This is a genomic window from Burkholderia sp. AU33803 (genome assembly GCF_002223095.1).
In the GTDB taxonomy this organism is placed as follows: Bacteria; Pseudomonadota; Gammaproteobacteria; order Burkholderiales; family Burkholderiaceae; genus Burkholderia.
Map to the genome: position 1 here is coordinate 582,136 of NZ_NKFJ01000006.1, position 21,631 is coordinate 603,766.

Sequence of the window (21,631 nt, forward strand, 5' to 3'; positions counted from 1 at the left end):
ATTTTTTCTTTTCTACTCTTCGCTGTACCGATGACACGCCACCGTCATCCCGACGACACACCGATCTGCGACAGAACCTCATGACCCCTTCCGAATTCCGCCAGTCCGTGCGCCACGGCGCGTTCCGCGGCCCGACCGCCGGCCACTGCGGCCCGTACGCGCAAGCGAACCTCGCGATCCTGCCCGAGGCGTATGCGCACGATTTTCTGCGCTTCTGTCAGGCGAACCCGAAAGCCTGCCCGCTGCTGGGCGTCGGCGAACCGGGCGCGTTCCGGGTCGACGTGCTCGGCGAGGATCTCGACATCCGCACCGACGTGCCGAGCTACAACGTCTACCGCGACGGCCGCCTGACCGAACGCGTCGAATCGCTGGAAGCGCTGTGGTGCGATGATTTCGTCGTGTTCGCGATCGGCTGCTCGTTCTCGTTCGAGGACATGCTGGCCCGCGAAGGCATCGGCCTGCGCCATGTGGAGGAGGGGCGCAACGTGCCGATGTACCGCACGTCGATTCCGAATCGCCGCGCGGGGATCTTCGGCGGCCAGCTCGTCGTGTCGATGCGGCCGATGCGCGGCGCCGACGCGATCCGCGCGGTGCAGATCACGAGCCGGTTTCCGGGCGTGCACGGCGCGCCGATCCATCTCGGCGATCCGCGCGAGCTGGGCATCGCCGACCTGAACGCCCCCGAATTCGGCGACGCGGTGACGATCCGCGACGGCGAGCTGCCGGTGTTCTGGGCGTGCGGCGTGACGCCGCAAACCGCGCTGATGGACGCGAAGCTGCCGATCGCGATCGCGCATACGCCCGGCCACATGCTGATGACCGACATCACGAACGCGTCGCTGGCCGTATTTTGAGCCGGGGCGATGACCCGCACGACGCACCCGCACGACACACCCCCGCACGCACGATCGCCATTCGACGGCGCATAACGACAGGAGCACCACCATGGAAAGCAAGACCCTCGCGGCGCACGCCGCGGAGCCCGCGAGCCCCGAGCGCAGCGGCCTGTTCTCGTGGTACGGGGACGCGCAGCCGCGCGAGCGCCGCGCGTTCTGGAGCTGCAAGGTCGGCTACATGCTCGACGGGATGGACACGCAGATGCTGTCGTTCGTGATCCCGACGCTCGTCGCGACCTGGGGCATCTCGCTCGCCGACGCGGGCTTCATCGGCACGATCACGCTGCTCGCATCGGCGGCCGGCGGCTGGATCGCCGGCATCCTGTCCGACCGGATCGGCCGCGTGCGCACGCTGCAGCTCACCGTGCTGTGGTTCGCCGTGTTCACCGCGCTGTGCGGGCTCGCGCAGAACTACCACCAGTTGCTCGCGGCGCGCGCGCTGATGGGCTTCGGCTTCGGCGGCGAATGGACGGCCGGTGCGGTGCTGATCGGCGAAGTGATCCGCGCGCGCGACCGCGGCAAGGCGGTCGGCCTCGTGCAGTCGGGCTGGGCGATCGGCTGGGGGCTGTGCGCGCTGCTGTATGCGCTGCTGTTCTCGGTGCTGCCGGCCGAGCAGGCGTGGCGCGCGCTGTTCCTCGTCGGCCTCGCGCCCGCGCTGCTGGTCGTCGCGATCCGCCGCTACGTGAAGGAGCCGGACGTTTACGAGAAGGAGAAGGCCGCGCAGGCGAAAGTGGCCGATGCGCCGCGCCTCACCGAGATCTTCGCGCCGAAGCTGATCACGACGACGCTGCGCGCGGCGCTGCTGACGACGGGCGCGCAGGGCGGCTACTACGCGATCACGACGTGGCTGCCGACCTTCCTGAAGACCGAGCGGCACCTCACGGTGATGGGCACCGGCGGCTATCTCGCGATGATCATCTTCGGCTCGTGGGTCGGCTACCTGACGAGCGCGTACCTGACCGACCGGCTGGGCCGCAAGCCGAACTTCATCCTGTTCGCGGTCGGCTCGATGGTGATCGCGTTCGCGTACACGTCGCTGAACCTGACCAACGCGTCGATGCTGTGGCTCGGCTTCCCGCTCGGCTTCTTCGCATCGGGCATCTTCTCGGGGATGGGCGCGTTCCTCACCGAACTGTTCCCGACCCGCGTGCGCGGCTCCGGCCAGGGCTTCTGCTACAACGTGGGCCGCGCGATCGGTGCGCTGTTCCCGTTCCTGATCGGCGCGCTGTCCAAGCAATACGGGCTCGGCACGAGCATCGGCCTGTTCGCGGTCGCCGCGTACGGCGTGGTGATCGTCGCCGCGCTGACGCTGCCCGAGACCCGCGGCCGCGAACTCGACGCCGCGTAAGCGGCAAGGGCGGCCCGCCCTTCGTTTTTTCTTCCCCTTTGACCGACCCCGTGACACGGTGCGCGACGCGCGCCGTGCGGCGGCGCTCGTCCCTCGACTCAACGACGCATCGACCCGACATCATGACTGACCGACACCTTTCCTCCGTTCCGTCCGACGCCGCACGCTGGCAATTCTGGATCGACCGCGGCGGCACCTTCACCGACATCGTCGCGCGCCGGCCCGACGGCACGCTCGTCACCCACAAGCTGCTGTCGGAGAACCCCGAGCAGTACCGCGACGCGGCCGTGGCCGGCATTCGCCACCTGCTCGGCCTCGCGGCCGGCGAGCCGATCACGCCCGAGCGCGTCGACATGGTGAAGATGGGCACGACGGTCGCGACCAACGCGCTGCTCGAACGCAAGGGCGAACGCACCGCGCTCGCGACGACGCGCGGCTTTCGCGACGTGCTGCGCATCGCGTACCAGAACCGGCCGCGCCTGTTCGACCTCGACATCGTGCTCCCCGATGCGCTGTACGAGACCGTCGTCGAGATCGACGAGCGCATCGGCGCGCACGGCGAGGTGGTCGTGCCGCTCGACGTTCAGGGTGCCGAAGCGTCGCTGCGCCGCGTGTTCGACTCGGGCGTGCGTGCGCTCGCGATCGTGCTGATCCATGGCTATCGCTACACCGCGCACGAACGCATGCTGGCCGAACTCGCGCGTCGTATCGGCTTCACGCAGGTGTCGGTGTCGCACGAGGTGTCGCCGCTGATGAAGATGGTGTCGCGCGGCGATACGACCGTCGTCGATGCCTACCTGTCGCCGATCCTGCGCCGCTACGTCGAGCAGGTCGCGCGCGAGATGCCGGGCGTGAACCTGCAGTTCATGCAGAGCAGCGGCGGGCTGACGCGCGCCGATGCGTTCCAGGGCAAGGACGCGATCCTGTCGGGCCCGGCCGGCGGGATCGTCGGGATGGTGCGCGCCGCGCAGGTGGCCGGCTTCGAGCGCGTGATCGGCTTCGACATGGGCGGCACGTCGACCGACGTGTCGCACTACCACGGCGAGTTCGAGCGCGTGTTCGAGACGCAGGTGGCCGGCGTGCGGATGCGCGCGCCGATGATGAGCATCCACACGGTGGCCGCGGGCGGCGGCTCGGTGCTCGGCTTCGACGGCGCACGGCTGCGCGTCGGGCCCGAGTCGGCCGGCGCGAACCCGGGGCCGGCCGCGTACCGGCGCGGCGGCCCGCTGACGGTGACCGACTGCAACGTGATGCTCGGCAAGATCCAGCCCGATCATTTCCCGCGCGTATTCGGCCCGCACGCGGACGAACCGCTCGACCGCGACGGCGTGGTCGCGAAGTTCGCGGCGCTCGCCGACGAGATTCACGCGGCGACCGGGCGACGTGAGACGCCCGAGGCGCTCGCCGAAGGCTTCCTGGAAATCGCGATCGGCAGCATGGCGAACGCGATCAAGAAGATTTCCGTGCAGCGCGGCCACGACGTGTCGCGCTACGTGCTGACGACGTTCGGCGGCGCGGGCGGCCAGCACGCGTGCGGCGTGGCCGATGCGCTCGGCATGACGCAGGTGTTCGCGCATCCGCTGGCGGGCGTGCTGTCCGCATACGGGATGGGCCTCGCCGACCAGACCGCGATGCGCGAGCGCGCGGTCGAGGCCGTGTTGTCCGACGATTCGCTGCCGGCGCTGAATGCCGCGCTCGACCGGCTGGCCGACGAGGCCGTCGGCGCGCTGCTCGAACAGGGCGTGCCGCCGGAGCGGATCGCGACCGAGCGGCGCGTGCACCTGCGCTACCAGGGCACCGATTCGGCGCTCGACGTGCCGGCCGGCAGCGTCGCCGAGATGCAGCACGCGTTCGAGGCCGCGTACCGGCAGCGCTACGCGTTCCTGATGCCCGGCACGCCGCTCGTCGCCGAGCTCGCGTCGGTCGAGGCGATCGGCCGCTCCGACGCGCCGGTGGAGATCGCACCGCTCGCGCCGCGCCACGCGGGCGACGGCGACGATGCCGTGCTGCGCGCCCATTCCGCAGTGCGCTTTCATTCCGGCGGCCAATGGCACGACGCGGCGCTCTACGTGCGCGACACGCTGCGGGCCGGCGACGCGATCGACGGCCCTGCGATCGTCGCGGAGCAGAACGGCACGACCGTCGTCGAGCCTGGCTGGCGTGCGCAGATGACCGCGCAGGGCAACCTCGTGCTGACGCGCACGACGCCGCTGCCGACGCGCCGCTCGCTCGGCACCGACGCCGACCCGGTGCGGCTCGAGATCTTCAACAACCTGTTCATGTCGATCGCCGAGCAGATGGGGCTGCGGCTGCAGAACACCGCGTACTCGGTGAACATCAAGGAACGCCTCGACTTCTCGTGCGCGATCTTCGACGGCGACGGCAACCTGATCGCGAACGCACCTCACATGCCCGTGCACCTCGGCTCGATGGGCGAGAGCATCCGCACGGTGATCGAGCGCAACCGCGGCCGCATGCGCGACGGCGACGTGTTCATGCTGAACGACCCGTATCACGGCGGCACGCACCTGCCGGACGTGACGGTCATCACGCCGGTGTTCGCGGACGGTTCGGACACGCCGCTGTTCTACGTCGGCTCGCGCGGCCACCACGCGGACATCGGCGGCACGACGCCGGGCTCGATGCCGCCCGATTCGACCCACATCGACGAGGAGGGCGTGCTGATCGACAACTGGCAGCTCGTGTCGGCCGGCACGCTGCGCGACGCGGACACCCGTGCGCTGCTCGCATCGGGCCGCTACCCGGCGCGCAACGTCGAGCAGAACATGGCCGACCTGCGCGCGCAGGTCGCCGCGAACCAGAAGGGTGTCGACGAGTTGCGCCGGATGGTCGCGCAGTTCGGCCGCGATGTCGTGCTCGCGTTCATGGGGCACGTGCAGGACAACGCGGAAGAAGCCGTGCGGCGCGTGATCGGCGCGCTGCAGGACGGCGCGTACCGCTACCCGCTCGACAACGGTGCGGAGATTCGCGTCGCGATCCGCGTCGACCGGGCGGCGCGGCGCGCGGAAATCGACTTCACGGGCACGTCCGCGCAGCTCGACAACAACTTCAACGCGCCGAAGGCCGTGTGCATGGCCGCCGTGCTGTACGTGTTCCGTACGCTGGTCGGCGACGACATCCCGCTGAACGCCGGCTGCCTGAAACCGCTCACGGTGATCGTGCCCGCGCGCTCGATGCTGAACCCCGAGTATCCGGCGGCGGTCGTGTCGGGCAACGTCGAGACGTCGTCGGCGATCACCAACGCGCTGTACGGCGCGCTCGGCTGCGTCGCGTCGAGCCAGGGAACGATGAACAACTTCACATTCGGCAACGATCAGTACCAGTACTACGAGACGATTGCGGGCGGCAGCGGCGCCGGTGACGGGTTCGCGGGCGTCGGCGCGGTGCAGACGCACATGACGAACTCGCGGCTCACCGATCCCGAGGTGCTCGAATGGCGCTACCCGGTGCGGCTCGACTCGCACCGGATCCGCGCCGGGTCGGGTGGCGCCGGGCGCTGGCGCGGCGGCGACGGCGCGGTGCGGCGGATCCGCTTCCTGGCGCCGATGACCGCGTCGATCCTGTCGAACAACCGGATCCACGCGCCGTTCGGCGCGGCGGGCGGCGAGGCCGGCGCGCTCGGCCGCAACACGATCGAGCGCGCGGACGGCACGGTCGAGGCGCTCGACCATATCGCCCGCGCGCAGATGGCGCCGGGCGATGTATTCGTCGTCGAAACCCCGGGCGGCGGCGGCTACGGCGCGGCGGGCTGAGCCGGGCAGCCGGTGCCGGCGCGCTGCGCCGGTGCTCGATCGACATTGCAACGGACTGTGGAATAAATCCGCGCATTAACGCACCCAAGGAATCAAATTCGACGGAAAGTCGGGTCGCCGGAGGGCGATCCGACCCTTTCGTTGCGGTCGCGTCATCGCGCACTCCCCGAATGGTGGAATCCGCCGCAAACGCCCGCCCGGCGGGGCACTCAGCCCAGCCGCCGGGCCCGCTTCGCGGCGCCGCCACGCTCATTGAGCCGGTTTCCCATCATGAAAAATCCGGCTTGCCAATCGAGTCCCAATTCCTTGACACTCTGCTCTAAATGTGAGTGCCAATCCTGATCGTCATTTGATAAGATGGCTCTCATCATTCGTTAGGCAGCACCTGCGCGCATGACGCGCGAACGCCGGGTCGCATTAGCGGGAAACAAGTACGGGACGAGGCCCATCATCACGGCACTTACGGCCGCCCTGCCGGGCGCGCATCACGCGCGGCCCGGCAGGGCGGCCGGCCGGCTCGCCTCCGTCTACACTGTGCGTTTTTTCTGGATCGGGGCGTCTCCATGGATGACGAAAACGATAGCGCGGTGCTCGAGGCGCACGTCGGTACGCGCAGCCCCTGCTGGCGTCTCGGCAGCGACAGCAATGCACTCGAACTGGCGGCCGTCCGCGGCCTGACCAACGTGGCCGTCGCGCTGACGGTCGAACAGGCCGCGTGCATCCGCGCGCTGACCGGGGTCACGTCGCACCTGGTGCTCGACATCACGCTGTTCGGCGAGCCGGTCAAGCTCCATCTCGTCGGCCGCAAGGTCGACACGACTAACTGGGCCGGCACGGCGTCCGCCTATTCCGATGCCGAGTCCGTCGCGGGCGATCTCGCGCACGGGCTCGCATTCGCCGAGCAGGTCGTGTCCGAAGTGAATTCGCTCGTGGTGATCCTCGACCGCAACGGGATGGTGCAGCGCTTCAACCGCCTGTGCGAGGAAGTGACGGGCAAGCGCGAGGTCGACGTGATCGGCCGCAGCGCGTTCGAGCTGTTCATGACCCCCGAGCAGGGCGCGCAGTCGCGCAGCAACATCACGGGATTTTTCGCGAGCAACCATTCGTTCGCGGTCGAGCGCTACATCAACACGGTCAACGGGCCGCGCCTGTTCCAGTTCCGCAACAAGTTCGTGCAGAGCGGCAGCGGCGTCGACGAGCAGTTCCTGATCTGCTCGGGCATCGACATCACCGAGGAGCGTAGCGCGCAGCAGCGGCTCATCGAGCTCGCGAACACCGACGTGCTGACCGGCCTGCCGAACCGCCATGCGATCAACGAGCGCATCCACGCGGCGATCGCCGCCGAGACCGCCGCGACGCGCGGGCAGGTCGGCATCCTGTTCCTCGATCTCGACAACTTCAAGCGCGTCAACGATCACTACGGGCACATCACCGGCGACCGGCTGCTGCAGGACGTGTCGGCGATCATCAGCGGCTGCCTGCCGTCCGGCGCGACGCTCGCGCGGCTCGGCGGCGACGAATTCCTCGTGCTGTTCGAGCACGGTACGCGGCCGCTGCTCGAAGCGACCGCGCAGATCATTCTCGAGCGGCTGCGCACGCCGATTCATCTCGGACTGATGGAGGTCTACACGAGCTGCTCGATCGGTATCGCGATGCATCCGCAGCACGGCGATTCGCTCGAGACGCTGATCCGCAGCGCCGATACCGCGATGTACGTCGCGAAGGAAGAGGGCAAGCATACGTATCGCGTGTTCTCGCTGGAGATGAACCAGAAGGTCGCGAAGTACATGTGGCTCGACACGAACCTGCGCAAGGCGCTCGAAGAGGAGCAGTTCGTGCTGCACTACCAGCCGGTCGTCGATATCGCGACCGGCGACGTGCACGGCGTCGAGGCGCTGATCCGCTGGCAGTCGCCCGATCGCGGGCTCGTCGCGCCGGTCGAGTTCATCCGCTTCGCGGAGGAGTCGGGCCTGATCGCGCCGCTCGGGCGCTGGGTGATGCGTACCGCGGCCGCGCAGGCCGCTGCGTGGAAGGCGAAGGGGCTCGGCATCCGGATCGCGGTGAACGTGTCCGCCCGGCAGTTGCAGGACATGAACATCGTGCACCAGCTCGCGTCGATCCTCGACGCCGCGGGGCTCAAGCCCGGCCTGCTCGACATCGAGCTGACCGAGAGCTGCTTCATCGAGGACGAGGATGCGGCCAACGGGCTGATGCGACAGTTCCGCCAGCTCGGCGCGCAGATCCATCTCGACGATTTCGGCACCGGCTATTCGTCGCTGTCGCAGTTGTCGCGCCTGCCGCTCGACGCGATCAAGCTCGACCGCACCTTCATCACGGGCATCGACCGCAATCCGCGCTCGCAGGCGCTGGTGCGCTCGGTCGTGTCGCTCGCGAAGGCGCTGAATTTCGCGGTGGTCGCCGAAGGCGTCGAAACGCATGCGGAAGCCGAATTCCTCAAGCAGCTCGACGTCGATCATGCGCAGGGCTACTACTACGCCCGCCCGATGCCGGCCCAGGCGTTCGAGGCGTGGCTCGCGGAGACGAGGAAGCTCAGGCTGATCGCCTGAGCCTCGTTCACGAACGGGCGCCGCCGCTCGCCAGCGGCGCCCGTCGCATTACACCGTGCGCAGCTTCGACACGCGCCGGTTCTGCAGCATCACGAGGCGTTCCATGTACGCGAGATCCTTCGGCTCGATCGTAAACGCCGCATGCACCCAGGCTTCCGTGATGTCCATCAGCTCGGAGCGCGTCAGCTGGAACACCCGCTCGCGCGCGCGCAGCATCGCGCGCACCCCGTTCAGCTTCGGCTTCGTCACGTCGATGAAGGTGCGCGTCGCGAGATACGCGTCGCCCGCGTCGAACGTCTGGTCGACCAGCCCGCGATCCTCGTACCACTCGGACGCGTGCGCTTCACCGGTCGAGATCAGTTGCTCCGCAATGCCCCGGTCGGCTTTGCGCGCGACCAGCGAATAGCCGCCCATGCCCGGGAACAGGTTGAACGCGATCTCGGGAAACCCGAGCTTCACGCCCTTCTGCGCGAGCACGTAGTGATGCGCGAGCGCGGCCTCGAAGCCACCGCCGAGCGCGCTGCCCTCGACCATCGCGATCGAGATCGCCCCGGTGCCGAAGCCCGTGTAGATCTCGTACACGCCGTCGATGCACGAGCGCGCGTAGGCCATCAGCAGGTCGCGCTTGCCGCTGCGGATCGCGTCGACGAAAAAGCTCAGGTCGCCGCCGACGTTGAACAGCTCGGGGACGAGCGAGCCCGTCACCCAGAAGTCGAACGGCAGGCCCGAATCGCGTGCGACGCGTGCGAGATGGATGATGTCGGTAACGAGTTGCTGGTTGAAGCACGGCCGCGGCTCCGATCGCAGCATCATCCACATGACATTGCGTCCCTCCTCATAAAAGGCAGTCAGTTGCGTGAGTTCGCCGGCTTCATAAAACGGGCGGCACGCGGGATGGGATTGGAGTTGCATGGTATGTCCTCGTGAGATGTGGTTTTTGAAAACCGTCGCGCCCGGTGCCGAGCGGGAGACGGGTTTCCCGCAGGGCGCCGGGCGCGAGGCATCGCCATTGTTGCGCGCGCACAAAAGTCGAATTGCGAGGAACCACGCACGACCGGGACGCGGGGGGCGGTCGCATCGGCATGGGCGGGGAAGGGGGCGGCGCGCACCGCCGGCCGCTTTCGGGCGAACCTGGGCGGCGCGTCGGCTGGTGCGCCGGACGGGGCCGGCAGGCATGCGAACGCGGCCGGAAAGGGAGCCGTGCAGGTTCGCCGCGTTGCGCGAATGCGTGTAAACAGCCGATCCGGCGCGTGGCCGCCGGCGTTGTCCGCTTACATGCTGAAAGCGCTGCCGGGCCGCCGTGCGGCCCCTATGGAAGATGCGGACTGGCGCCGCGCCCGTGCGTCGATTAGCTTTAAAGGATCACGCCGCGCGTCGCGCCAGGCGTGCCGGGAGGGGACCATGACCACGTTCCAGAAAGTGTGGCAGTTGCTCGTCGGAAAGCCGCTCGACCCGCTCGATCCGCGTACGCGGCATGCGATCGCCGTCACGCCGCTGCTGGCCTGGGTCGGGCTCGGCGCCGACGGGCTGTCGTCGTCGTGCTACGGCCCGGAGGAGGCGTTTCTCGCGCTCGGCCAGCACCATGCGCTCGCGCTGTTCCTCGCGCTCGCGACGGCGGCGACCGTGTTCATCATCGCGCTCGGCTACAACCAGGTGATCGAGCTGTTCCCGACCGGCGGCGGCGGCTACCGCGTCGCGACGTCGCTGCTCGGCTCGAAACCGGGGCTGGTATCCGGCGCGGCGCTGCTGGTCGACTACGTGCTGACCGTCGCGACGTCGCTCGCGAGCGGCGTCGACGCATTCTTCAGCCTGCTGCCGGTGAGCGCGCAGGCGTTCAAGCTCACGACCGAGATCGTGCTGATCCTGATGATGACGGGGCTCAACTTCCGCGGGATGCGCGAATCGATCATGGTGCTGCTGCCGATCTTCATCGGCTTCGTGATCCTGCACTTCGGGCTGATCGTGTACGGCGTCGCCGTGCACGGCAGCAGCCTCGCGATGGTGGTGCCCGACGCCGTGCACGAAGCGCACGGCATGTCGCAATCGCTCGGCCTGTTCGTGCTGCTCGCGCTGCTGATGCGCGCGTTCTCGCTCGGCGGCGGGACTTATACGGGCCTCGAGGCGGTGTCGAACAACGTGAACATGCTCGCCGATCCGCGCGTGCCGAACGGCAAGGTGACGATGTGGTACATGTCGACGTCGCTCGCGTTCACGGCCGGCGGCATCATCCTGCTGTACATGCTGTGGCACGCACGGCCCGTCGACGGCCAGACGCTCAACGCGGTCGTGTTCGGCAGCGTGATCGACCATCTGGGGCTCGGCTCGGCCTTCGCGCGCCACGCGTTGCTCGCGGCCGTGCTCGCGTTCGAGGCCGGGCTGCTGCTGGTCGGCGCGCAGACCGGCTTCCTCGACGGGCCGGCCGTGCTGTCGAACATGGCATCGGATTCGTGGGTGCCGCGCCATTTCCGCGACCTGTCGGGGCGCCTCGTGCGGCAGAACGGCATCATCGTCGTCGGGCTGTCGAGCCTGCTGATCCTCTTGTGGACGCACGGCAACGTCGACGTGCTCGTCGTGCTGTACAGCATCAACGTGTTCCTCACGTTCAGCCTGTCGCTGCTCGGGCTGTGCACGTACTGGTGGCGCCATCGCAGCCAGCAGGGCTGGTTCAAGCACTTCTTCCTGTCGGCGCTCGGGCTGAGCGTGACGGCGACCGTGCTCGTCATCACGCTGATCGAGAAGTTCACGGCGGGCGGCTGGCTCACGGTGCTCGTGACGAGCGCGGTGATCGCGCTGTGCTTCATGATCAACCGCCACTACGCCTATACGCGCGCGCAGCTCGCGAAGGAAGACGCGCTGTTCTCGGGCAAGCCGCCCGAAGTCGACGAGGCCACCGCGCCGGGCAAGCCCGACCCGTCGCAACCGACGGCCGTGCTGCTGGTCGGCAAGCATCGCGGCGCGAGCATGCACGCGCTGCTGTGGGTCAACCGGCTGTTTCCCGGGCATTTCCGCAACGTGATCTTCCTCGCGGTCGGCGAAGTCGACGCGAAGGCGTACGACGGTCACGAACACCTCGAACGGCTGCGGCACACGATCACCGAAGCGCTCGACTACTATGTCGCGCACTGCCGCCGCCACGGGATTGCCGCCGACTACCGGATCGCGTTCGGCACGAACCCCGTCGTCGAGTTCCTGAACCTGGCTTCGTCGACGCTCGACGAATACCCGAACGCCGTGTGCTTCGCGAGCAAGCTGATCTTCCGGCGCGTGAATTTCCTCACGGCCTGGCTGCACAACCAGACGCCCGTCGAGCTGCAGGCGCGCCTGCACGTCGAGGGCAAGCAGATGGTGTTGCTGCCGATGAACGTCGGGTAGGGGGGCATGTCGCCCGAGACTGCGGGCGACGCACACCTTACCGTTACGTGCCATTCAGGGGCCTCCGCCGCACCCGAGATCGCGATGCTGCTCGATCTGGCGCAGTATCTGTCGGGGCTGGGCGGCAAGGGGCCGGACGTTCGCGGCGTGATTTCCACCGATGCGCTGCCGGGTGCGATCGCGCGGCTCGAAGAGGCCGTCAGGGACGATGCGGCGCGCGAACGCGCACACGAGCATTCGACGCAGGCGCTGCGCGACGACCCGTCGCCGCATCGCGCGCAGGCTCGCCGCCGCGCGGCTTGACGGTCGCCGGCACGTCACCCACACTGGTTCGCACGACGGGCATGCGGCGTGTGAGCTGTCATGTGTGCGTCATGCGGATCGAACCATCCGCGCCGGCGCACCGCCCTGGCGCCCGGCAATGAACGCCCGGAGCGCTTCGACGTGATGCATTTTCCTTCCGGATGGACCGGCCGGCTGCTCGCCTGCGCGATCGCGCTCGGCGTTGGCGCGGCCATGGCCGATGTGCGCGACCACGGCAACACGATCGACACGGTCGGCGGCGCGCCCGTCACGATCGTCAGCGATGTCCACGAATTCGTGATCCAGCACGACGGCTCGCTCGACGAGCACGACGATTCGACGCTGCGCGCGAACGACGCGAACGGCATCGATGCCATCGCGCAGCGCTACGTGTGGTTCGACAAGAATCTCGAGAAGGTGGACCTGCTCGCGGCCGAGACGATCGACCGCGACGGCGTCGCGCATCCGGTCGGCGCGGACGGCATCCGCGACGTGCAGGAGCCGCGCTCGGCCGGCGCGCCGACGTTCCAGGACGGGCTGTTGCGCACCGTCGTGTTTCCCGGCGTCGAAGCCGGATCGAGCACGCGGGTGGCGTTCCGCAAGACCCGCACGAAGCCGGTCAACCGCGGCTACTTCGGCTATACCGTGGAGCCGTCGCGCGAGCCGGTCGACAACCAGCGGCTGATCTTCGACGTGCCGGCCGACATGCCGCTGTATGCGGATGCGCGCGGCTACGTCGCGCTGCCGCCGGTCACCGCGAACGGCCGCACGCGCTACGAATTCGACTACCGGCACGGCCCGTACGACCGCATCGAAAGCGGCGCGGTCGGCTACGCGACCTACGGCGACCGGCTCGTCGTGTCGACGTTGCCCGACTACGCGGCGTTCGCCGCGCGCTACCGCAACGCGGCCGTCGATCCGGGCGCGGACGATCCGGCCGTCGCGCAGCTGGCGCGCACGCTCACCGCGGGTGTCGCCGATCCGCACGACCAGGCGCGCATCCTGTACGACTGGGTACAGGCGAACATCCGCTACGTCGGTCTGTTTCTCGGCGAAACGGCCGCCGCGCCGCATCGCGTGACGGACATCCTGCGCAACCGCTACGGCGACTGCAAGGATCATGTCGCGCTGTTCGGCGCGCTGCTCGCGGCGGTCGGCATCCGCAGCGAGCCGGTGCTGCTCAATCTCGGGTCCGTCTACACGCTGCCGTCGGTGCCCGGCTACGGCGGCGGGGCGATCAATCACGCGATCACGTGGCTGCCCGATCTTGCGCGCTACGCGGACACGACGACGGCCGGCATCGCATTCGGCTATCTGCCGCCGATCGTGATGGACCGTCCCGCGCTGCTGGTCGATACGGGCGTGCTGTCGCGTACGCCGGCCACGCAACCGCGCGGCCGCGTCGCGCGGGTGGAGATCGATGCGGTGGGGCCGGGCGCCGCGCGTTTTCATGCGTTCGTCGAGGACGACGGCTGGACGGCCGAACTCGAACGCAACCTGTTTCGCCGCGCGACGCCCGACTCCGTCGCCCAGCTCGCGAACAACCGGCTGCGGCAAAGCGGCCTGCGCGGCCGCGCGCAGCTGTCGACCAGCGACCGGCGCGTGACCGACGGGCCATTCGACGTGACGATGTCGGGCACGCTCGATCATTTCGTGTGGCCTGACGGCACGACCGCGTTGCCCGCGCTGTCGAGCCTGACGGGCGGCATCGCGACGCAGGTCGAGAACTGGCTCGCCGAGCCCGTGCGCACGCAGCCGTGGGGCTGCATCGGCGGCACGTTCGACGAGACCGGCCAGATCGCGCTGCCGGCCGACGTCGCGGTGACCGACCTGCCGGCCGATACGGCCGTCCACGACCGCTTCGTCGACTTCACGTCGCATTACGTATTCGACGCGGCCGCGCGCGTCGTGCAGGTCACGCGGCGGATGACCGCGGATTTCGGCCGTCAGGTGTGTACGGCGGACGAATTCACGGCGCTGCGCGCGTCGCTCGAACGCATCGAACGCGACACGCAGGCACAGATCGTCGTGCGGGCGAAGGGGCGTTGAACGGGCAGGGAAGGTGACCGCATCGATGCGATCGGTCGACGCGCAGGAGGGACATCATGACGGAACGGGATCACGAGATCGCCGATCTCTCGAAGGAATTGCTGGGCCGGATCGTGCAAGGCACCGTGGCGAGCGGCGCGGTCGTGGACGTGGAGCAGTGCGCGGCGCTTGCCGTGCAGTGCGCGACGGCGTTGGTCGACAGGCTGGAAGCGCGCAGCGACTGAACGACGCTGCCATCACGTGTGAAGGCCATGGGAGCGACGCCCGGCGGCGCGGCCGGCATCAAGCGTGAAGCGTGAAGCGCGCCACGTCACGCATTACGCCTCGACCCGCACCTCGCCGTCCGCGCGCACCGCGCCCGGCGGCTTGCCCACCACGCGCTTGAACGCGCGGCTGAACGCGGCGAGCGAGCCGTAGCCGAGCCGGTACGCGACGGCCTCGATCGTCTCGTGGTCGCGCGTGATCCATTGCGCGGCGAGCCGCATCCGCAGCTCGGTCAGGTAGCGCACCGGCGTCATCCCGGTGGCCGCGAGAAAGCGTTCCGCGAACACCGAACGCGACACGCCCGCTTCGGTCGCGAGTTCCGCCACGCTCCAGTTGCGGCCCGGATCGCGATGCAGCGCGACGATCGCGCGGCCGAGCTTCGGTTCGCGCAGCGCCTGCACCCAGCCCGTCGCATCACCGCATCCGCATTCGACCCAGCCGCGCACGATGAACGCCGCGACCACATCCGCGAGCCGCGCGAGGATGCCCGCGAAACCCGCGCGTGCCGAGCACGCTTCGCGCTCCATCGCATCGAGCATCGGGCGGATTTCCGGGTAGCGCGCGAGCAGCGTGCCGACGTGCATGAACTCCGGCATCGTGCCGACCAGCGGCTGCATGCCGCCGAGATCGAGCTCCATGCACGCGCTGAAGATCAGCGCATCGCCGGCGCCCGGCTCGGTCGTCGCGCAGCCGGCGGGCGACACGCCGGCCGATGCCACCGATGCGACCGTGTCGCAGATCTTCGCGACCTCGAAGCCGTTGATCTCGCGGCACGGTGCATCCGGGTCCGACACCAGCGCGTGCATGCCGCCGTGCGGCAGCAGGATCGCGTCGCCGGCTTCGAGCCGCATCGTGGCGCCCGACGCGTCGCGCAGCAGCACGGGCCCGCGCCCGACGAAATGGAACTGCGCGCGGCCCGTCACGTGCCCGAAGTTCAGCCCGAACGGCCGCGCGACCTGGATGCGGCGGTACTGGACGCCGCTCAGGCGCATCCCCAGCAGCAGCTCGCTGACGAGGTCGTGCACATCGGGAATAGGGGGCAGAAGGGACTCGGACATAGCGAGATACGGACGATCGATCAACAAGAACGGATTGTATGTCATAGACCGTCCTGACGTGGTTCCTTACGATACGCCCTCATCAGTACTTTCCCTAACCGACACGGAACCACGCATGAATCCCGGAATCTCCACGGCCGCCTCGACGGCGGCCCCCCGCGAACCGGCCTGGGGCGCGGTATTCGCGATGACGCTCGGCGTGTTCGGGCTCGTCACGGCCGAATTCCTGCCGGCCAGCCTGCTGACGCCGATGGCCGACAGCCTCGGCGTGACCGAAGGCGTGGCCGGGCAGGCCGTCACGGCCACCGCGACGGTCGCGCTGGTCACGAGCCTGCTGATCTCGGCGCTGACGCGCACGATCGACCGGCGGCGCGTGCTGCTCGTGTTCTCGGTACTGCTCGTCGCGTCGAACCTGGCGGTCGCGTTCGCGCCGAACCTGGCAATGCTGCTGGTCGGCCGCGTCGTGCTCGGCATTGCGCTCGGCGGCTTCTGGACGATGGCCACCGCTACCGCGATGCGGCTCGTGCCGACGGCGATGGTGCCGCGTGCGCTGTCGATCATCTTCAGCGGCGTGGCGGTCGCGACGATCGCGTCCGCGCCGATGGGCAGTTACTTCGGCCACCTGATCGGCTGGCGCAACGTGTTCCTGATCGCGGCCGCGCTCGGCGGCATTGCGTTCGTGTCGCAGATCCTCACGCTGCCGTCGATGCCGCCGAGCGGCACGACGCGGCTGCGCACGTTGATCGACGTGCTGCGCCGGCCGACCGTCGGCCTCGGCATGTTCGCGACGATCCTCGTGTTCACCGGGCACTTCGCGTTCTTCACGTACCTGCGGCCGTTCCTCGAACAGGTCGCGGGCGTCGGCGTGAACGGGCTGTCGGCGATCCTGCTCGGCTACGGCATCGCGAACTTCGTCGGCACGTCGCTCGCGGGCCGCGTGCTCGAACACCGGTTGCGGCCGATGCTGATCGGGATGCCCGCGCTGATGGTCGTGCTCGGCGTCGCGCTCGTCGCACTCGGCCGTGCGCCGATGATCGACGCGGTGCTCGTCGCGTTGTGGGGGATGGCGTTCGGCGGCGTGCCCGTCGCGTGGTCGACGTGGGTCACGCGCACCGTGCCCGATGAATCCGAGAGTGCGGGCGGCCTGATCGTCGCGGCGATCCAGCTTGCGATCGCGACGGGCGCGGCAGCCGGCGGCGTCGTGTTCGACGCGAACGGGGCGGCCGGCGTGTTCGTTGCCGCGGCCGTCGTGCTGGCCGTTGCGGTCGCAACGATCGTGACCGGCGTACCGAAGCGCGTCGGCGTGGGGCCCGCGCTGGCGGAATGACGTTGTACCGGCGGGCCGCCCGGCCCGCCGCTCAGCGCACCGGTGCGTGCGTGTCGAGCAACTGCCGGTGGCGCGCTTCGGTCGCGTCGTCGGCGGGGAACATGCACTCCATGCGCAGTTCCTGCGCGGCCGCGCTTTGCGGCGTCCCCACCGTCGTGACCAGCGAGAAGTAACGCAGCACGATGCCTTCATGCACGAAGCCGATCGGGATGACCGGCAGCGACGGGGCGGCGGCCGGCGCCGGCGGCGTCTTCCAGTCGCGCGGCGCATCGGGGCTCGCGACCAGGTCCTCGAGCAGCCGCCGTGTGTCGTCGTCGATCACGCGGCCGACCGCTTCGCGCTGCACGCGTTGCAGCAGGCTGCGCGATACCGTCTCCCAGTCGGCCAGGAACGGCCGCATCCCGTGCGGATCGAACATCAGGCGCAGCAGGTTGCGCGGGCCGTCGCGTGCGGCCATGTCGATGAAGCAGCTAAAGAAGCGCGGCGCCGCGTCATTGGTCATCAGCACGTTCCAGTGGCGATCCATCACGATCGCCGGAAACGGATCGTGCTGGCGCACGACCCGTTCGAGTGCGCCGATCACGCCCTGCATCTCCTGCGCATCCCACGGGGCTTCCGAATACACCGGCGCATAACCGGCCGCGAGCAGCAGCGCGTTGCGCTCGCGCAGCGGTACGTCCAGCGTTTGCGCGAGCGTCAGCAGCGTGTCGCGGCCCGGCACGCTGCGTCCGCTTTCGATGAAACTGATCTGGCGTTGCGAGATGCCCGCGTCGAGCGACAGGTCGAGCTGGCTCACGCCGCGCACGTCGCGCCAGTAGCGCAGCAACTGGCCGAGTTCGTGCGGCGGCGCGCGCAGTTCGCGGCGGCTGGCGTTCATCGTGCCTCCCTGGGCGTTCCGTGAGCGACGCGATCGACTATATCGGACTCACGCGGCGTTCGCGTGCCACGCGAATGCGTCGAACGGCGCTTCGAGCGCGGGCTGCGTCACGCTGCCGACGTAGTTCGTGATCGTCGATGCGGCGACCACCGCGATCACTTCCAGCAACTGTTCGGCGCTGAAGCCGGCGTCGAGGAACGCCTGCCGGTCGGCATCGGGCAGGCGGCCGCGGGTCTCGATCAGCTTGCGTGCCGTGGCCGACAGCGCGGCCAGTGTCGCGTCGGCGGGCAGCGCGCCATGGCGGATCGCATCGACGTCGGCGTGGGTCACACCCTGTTTCAGCGCAAGCGCGGTGTGGAAGGCGACCGGCCATTCGCTCGCGTTCGTGACCGCGTTGGTGAGCAGGAGCGTCTGGATCTGCGGCTCGGTGAGGCTGCTCGCGTGTACGCGCTCGAACAGGCCGATGAAGCCGTTGATCAGCACCGGCGACGCGGCCATGGCCGCCGCGATGTTCGGGACGATGCCGAAGGTGTGCTGGAGCTGCTGGAGGACGGGCCTGGATGCGGCCGGCGCCGAGTCGATGGTGTGAAGCGGGTAGGCGGACATGATGTCTCCGGGGTGGTGAGCGCCGCCGGAATGGCGGCGCGACACCCGAAGCGTAGGAGCGGCCGTGTCGCGCGCCAATTACATGCGATGTAATCGTCCGATGCGCGCGTGACGTCGTCCGTCCTGCAAATCTCTCAGCCGCCTTGCCTGATCATCTCCGCCAGCGTTTTCATCGCCTGCAGGTACGGATACGGACCGTGGCTGATGCGGGCCACGCCGTAGTCGGCGAATTCGGCGAGCGTCGGCGTGGCCGTGACGCGCATCACGTTCACCGGCAGCGGCGACGCGGCCGTCAGCGCGCGAATGAGTGCCGGCGCGCGCAGCCCCGGCACGAACAGGCCATCGGCGCCGGCCGCGGCATACGCGCGTGCGCGGGCCAGCGTGGCGTCGAGCAGGCGCTCGTCGTGCGTGTCGGCCGGCGCCTTGAAGAACACGTCGGTACGCGCATTGATGAAATAGTCGGCACCCGCGCGATCCGCGGCCTGGCGTGCCGCTGCGAGACGGGCGGCGGCTGCGTCGACGTCACGCAATTCACCCGTCGCCGGGAAGCTGTCTTCGAGATTGCAGCCGATCGCGCCGGCCTTGATGCTGAGCGCGATCGTCTCGGCGACATCTTCCGGCCGCTCGCCGTACCCGCTTTCGAGATCGACGGTGACGGGCAGGTCGGTCGCGCGCGTGATTCGCTCGAGCACGTCCATCATCAGCGCGCGCGGCATCTGCTCGCCGTCGCCGAAACCGTTGGCCGCCGCGACCGACCAGCTGCCGGTCGCCAGCGCGACGGCGCCCGCGTCGGCCGCCGTGCGCGCGCTGCCGGCGTCCCATACGTTGAACAGCGCCAGCGGCTGGCCCGCACGGTGAAGCGAACGGAAATATGCACCCTTCTCATTGCTGCTCATGCTTGCGTCTCCTGGTTGAAAACCGGATCGGTTGTCGTGCCGAACGATACTGCCACCGTATCGAGCGCCGCGAGGAAGTCACGTGCGTCGAACAGCTCGCCGAGACTGCGCACGCCGCCCGACACCACGGTGTCGCCCGCGATCAGCCGCACGGCTGCCTCGACGATGATCGGTGCGCTGACTGCGTAGATGTCCTGCCCGGACGCCGTCGCGCGGTGCGTCGTGCCGCCCTGCACGACGATCGCGTCCATCGCGAACTGCTGCGCCGAGCGGCCCAGCGCGTCGGTCGGCTCGGGCGGCGGCGTGGCGGCATCGCGCACGTCGCGCAGCGCGACGGTGGCGAGCCACGATTCGATCGTATCGATGCGCAGGTGACGCGACAGTGTCATCACTTCCGAAAACGGCAGCAGCGTCACGTCGACGCGGCCGATCGGCGGCGGGAACGGCCACGCGCGTTCGCGTGCGGTCGACGGCACCGGCGTCGGCTTCCCGTCCTTCTGCACGAGCCGCACCGCGCGATTGCGCTCGCCCGTCACGCGCGTGCCGCGCGTCGGGTGCCAGCGGTCGAGGCCGGTCGCGACATCGACGCGTTCGATCGGTTGGTGCGGGTCCACGACGGCTGTGACGAGCAGGTCGGCCAGGCCGCCGTAGAACGCCGCGGCCGGCACGAGCGTCACGCCCGCGGCGCGCGCCCGCGCATCGCGGTGTTCGGCCAGCGCCAGCACCGACGGCTGCTCGGCCGTCAGGTCGAGATAGGGGATGCCGGCCCGCAGCGCCGCATCGGCCAGCGGCAGCGCAGTATCGAGGTACGGGCCCGCGCAGTTGATCACCGCTGCCGCGCCGTGCAACGCGGCGTCGAGCGCGGCCGGGTCGTCGATCGCGGCGACGCGTGCGAGCGCGAGCGCCGTATCGCCGCCGTGTTCTGCGAGCCGCGCGGCATCGCGCCCGATGCGGATCGCACGCAGGCCGCGCCGGGCCAGCTCCGCGACGACGAACCGCCCGGTATGACCCGTGGCGCCATAGACTGCAACCGTCATTCGATCATCCATGATCTACTCCGCTACAGAACGGTCTGTTTTATAGTACAGACCTGTAGCGTCGTCAAGCACGCGGTGCTATGATCGGTTCACTGTTGCGGGAGTGGGCGGCCAGCCAGGCCGGGTCGGGATGAAAAAGGAAACAGGCACACCAGGGAGCGCGCCCGATACGCGCGAACGCATTCTGCAGACGGCGAGCGAGCTGTTCTACCGGGAGGGTACGCGCGCGGTCGGCGTGGACCTGATCGTCGCGCAGGCGGGCGTCGCGAAGACGAGCCTCTATCGTCACTTCGCGACGAAGGACGACCTGATCGAAGCGTTCCTGCTGCGCGAGGACGCCGATTTCTGGGCGCATTGGGATGCGGTGGCCGCGCAGTACCGGCGCACGCCGCGCGAGGAACTGGATGCGCAGCTGCAATGGATCGGCGAGCGCATTGCGCGCCCCGGCTATCGCGGCTGCCCGCAGATCAACATCGCCGCCGAATACGCGGACGGCAACCATCCGGCCCGCAAGGTGGCCGTCGCGCACAAGCAGGAATTGCGGCGCCGGCTGGCCGAGCTGGCGGAGGCGATCGGTGTCGACGAGCCGGAAACCTTCGCGCTGCGGCTCGCGACCGTGATCGACGGCGCACTGAGCAGCGGGCAGGCGCTGCATGCGCATGGGCCCGTGGCCTTCCTGCAGGAATTCGCGCAACTGCTGTTGCCGAAGAAGGGCCGCAAGTAAGCCGCGTGGCCGCGGCGATCCGCGCGCCGGTTCGGTTCAATCGCGCGCGGCCGGATCGACCGACAGCGCGCGCAACTGGCCGCGCAACTGATCGACTTCCCCCGGCGAGAACGGCCGCTCGATCTCGGCATGCGTCTGCTGCCACAGCGGAAACGCCGCGGCCAGCAGGTCGTGGCCGGCCGGCGTCAGTTCGAGCAGGCGGCTGCGCCGGTCGTCCGGATCCTGGATGATCGTGACCAGGCCGCGCCGCTCGAGCGGCTTGAGCGCGGCCGTGAGCGTGGTGCGGTCCATCGCGAGCAGCGACGCGACCGATTTCATCGGCGCCGGCTGCGGCCGGTTCAGCGACATCAGCAGCGAAAACTGGCCGTTGGTGAGATCCAGCGGGCGCAGCACATCGTCGAAGATCCGCGCAAGATTGCGCGCCGCGCGCTGCATGTGCAGGCACAGGCAGCAATCGCGCACCATCAGCGTCGTTTCGAAAGGGAGCGGTTCTTTTCGTGCCATGTTGCAATTGTGTTGATATCAACCTATCTT

The 21,631-nt window shown here is 69.0% G+C and carries 16 protein-coding genes and 1 pseudogene; 10 read left to right on the plus strand and 7 right to left on the minus strand.

Going from position 1 to position 21,631, the window contains the following annotated elements:
* The first annotated feature begins 80 nt into the window (after positions 1-80).
* The 4 genes from CFB41_RS19885 to pdeR all read left to right on the plus strand — a co-directional run bounded on the left by CFB41_RS19885 (position 81) and on the right by pdeR (position 8,584).
* Complete coding sequence (locus CFB41_RS19885) at positions 81-854, plus strand: putative hydro-lyase (protein WP_089457625.1); 774 nt, start codon at positions 81-83, stop codon at positions 852-854.
* Positions 855-945: 91 nt separating this feature from the next.
* Positions 946-2,244, plus strand: coding sequence for an MFS transporter (locus CFB41_RS19890; RefSeq protein WP_089457626.1), 1,299 nt, complete (start codon positions 946-948; stop codon positions 2,242-2,244).
* A gap of 122 nt (positions 2,245-2,366) precedes the next feature.
* Positions 2,367-6,017 carry a hydantoinase B/oxoprolinase family protein gene (locus tag CFB41_RS19895; protein ID WP_089457627.1) on the plus strand — a complete coding sequence of 1,217 codons (3,651 nt, stop codon included), beginning with the start codon at positions 2,367-2,369 and terminating at the stop codon, positions 6,015-6,017.
* A gap of 563 nt (positions 6,018-6,580) precedes the next feature.
* Positions 6,581-8,584: a cyclic di-GMP phosphodiesterase gene (gene pdeR / locus CFB41_RS19900; protein WP_089443239.1), complete on the plus strand. Its 2,004-nt coding sequence runs from the start codon at positions 6,581-6,583 to the stop codon at positions 8,582-8,584.
* Between the two features lie 48 nt (positions 8,585-8,632).
* Here the strand turns inward: pdeR and CFB41_RS19905 are convergent, their stop codons facing one another.
* Positions 8,633-9,496 (minus strand): crotonase/enoyl-CoA hydratase family protein, encoded by an 864-nt coding sequence (locus CFB41_RS19905; protein ID WP_089443238.1) that lies wholly within the window; start codon positions 9,494-9,496, stop codon positions 8,633-8,635.
* A gap of 489 nt (positions 9,497-9,985) precedes the next feature.
* Between CFB41_RS19905 and CFB41_RS19910 the strand changes: the two genes are divergently transcribed.
* The 4 genes and pseudogenes from CFB41_RS19910 to CFB41_RS38230 all read left to right on the plus strand — a co-directional run bounded on the left by CFB41_RS19910 (position 9,986) and on the right by CFB41_RS38230 (position 14,532).
* Positions 9,986-11,956, plus strand: coding sequence for an APC family permease (locus CFB41_RS19910; RefSeq protein ID WP_089457628.1), 1,971 nt, complete (start codon positions 9,986-9,988; stop codon positions 11,954-11,956).
* Between the two features lie 6 nt (positions 11,957-11,962).
* A pseudogene (locus CFB41_RS19915) lies at positions 11,963-12,253 on the plus strand (DUF1840 family protein); the annotation flags it as partial.
* Between the two features lie 150 nt (positions 12,254-12,403).
* A complete protein-coding gene (locus tag CFB41_RS19920) occupies positions 12,404-14,308 on the plus strand; it encodes a DUF3857 domain-containing transglutaminase family protein (protein ID WP_373558627.1) in 1,905 nt (634 codons plus the stop codon).
* 56 nt (positions 14,309-14,364) lie between these two features.
* On the plus strand, positions 14,365-14,532 hold the full coding sequence (locus CFB41_RS38230) for a hypothetical protein (RefSeq protein ID WP_179243703.1): 168 nt from the start codon (positions 14,365-14,367) through the stop codon (positions 14,530-14,532).
* Positions 14,533-14,625: 93 nt separating this feature from the next.
* Here CFB41_RS38230 and CFB41_RS19925 read toward each other — a convergent pair whose 3' ends face one another.
* Complete coding sequence (locus tag CFB41_RS19925; RefSeq protein ID WP_089457630.1) at positions 14,626-15,675, minus strand: AraC family transcriptional regulator; 1,050 nt, start codon at positions 15,673-15,675, stop codon at positions 14,626-14,628.
* 70 nt (positions 15,676-15,745) lie between these two features.
* Between CFB41_RS19925 and CFB41_RS19930 the strand changes: the two genes are divergently transcribed.
* A complete protein-coding gene (locus CFB41_RS19930; RefSeq protein WP_089457631.1) occupies positions 15,746-16,957 on the plus strand; it encodes an MFS transporter in 1,212 nt (403 codons plus the stop codon).
* A gap of 31 nt (positions 16,958-16,988) precedes the next feature.
* Here the strand turns inward: CFB41_RS19930 and CFB41_RS19935 are convergent, their stop codons facing one another.
* From CFB41_RS19935 to CFB41_RS19950, 4 genes are all read right to left on the minus strand, one after another.
* Positions 16,989-17,834, minus strand: coding sequence for a helix-turn-helix domain-containing protein (locus tag CFB41_RS19935; protein WP_089457632.1), 846 nt, complete (start codon positions 17,832-17,834; stop codon positions 16,989-16,991).
* A gap of 48 nt (positions 17,835-17,882) precedes the next feature.
* Positions 17,883-18,440 carry a carboxymuconolactone decarboxylase family protein gene (locus tag CFB41_RS19940; protein ID WP_089457633.1) on the minus strand — a complete coding sequence of 186 codons (558 nt, stop codon included), beginning with the start codon at positions 18,438-18,440 and terminating at the stop codon, positions 17,883-17,885.
* A 134-nt stretch (positions 18,441-18,574) separates the two neighbouring features.
* Positions 18,575-19,336 carry an isocitrate lyase/phosphoenolpyruvate mutase family protein gene (locus CFB41_RS19945; protein ID WP_089457634.1) on the minus strand — a complete coding sequence of 254 codons (762 nt, stop codon included), beginning with the start codon at positions 19,334-19,336 and terminating at the stop codon, positions 18,575-18,577.
* Entirely contained in the window at positions 19,333-20,385 is a 1,053-nt protein-coding gene (locus CFB41_RS19950) for a trans-acting enoyl reductase family protein (protein WP_089457635.1), read from the minus strand. The genes CFB41_RS19945 and CFB41_RS19950 overlap by 4 nt, the downstream gene beginning before the upstream one ends.
* A 118-nt stretch (positions 20,386-20,503) precedes the next feature.
* Between CFB41_RS19950 and CFB41_RS19955 the strand changes: the two genes are divergently transcribed.
* The gene (locus CFB41_RS19955) at positions 20,504-21,097 is read left to right on the plus strand and encodes a TetR/AcrR family transcriptional regulator (RefSeq protein WP_089443229.1); all 594 of its coding nucleotides are present in this window, start codon (positions 20,504-20,506) and stop codon (positions 21,095-21,097) included.
* A 36-nt stretch (positions 21,098-21,133) separates the two neighbouring features.
* Here CFB41_RS19955 and CFB41_RS19960 read toward each other — a convergent pair whose 3' ends face one another.
* Positions 21,134-21,601, minus strand: a complete 468-nt coding sequence (locus CFB41_RS19960) for a MarR family winged helix-turn-helix transcriptional regulator (RefSeq protein ID WP_089457636.1) — start codon at positions 21,599-21,601, stop codon at positions 21,134-21,136.
* Positions 21,602-21,631 lie beyond the last annotated feature (30 nt).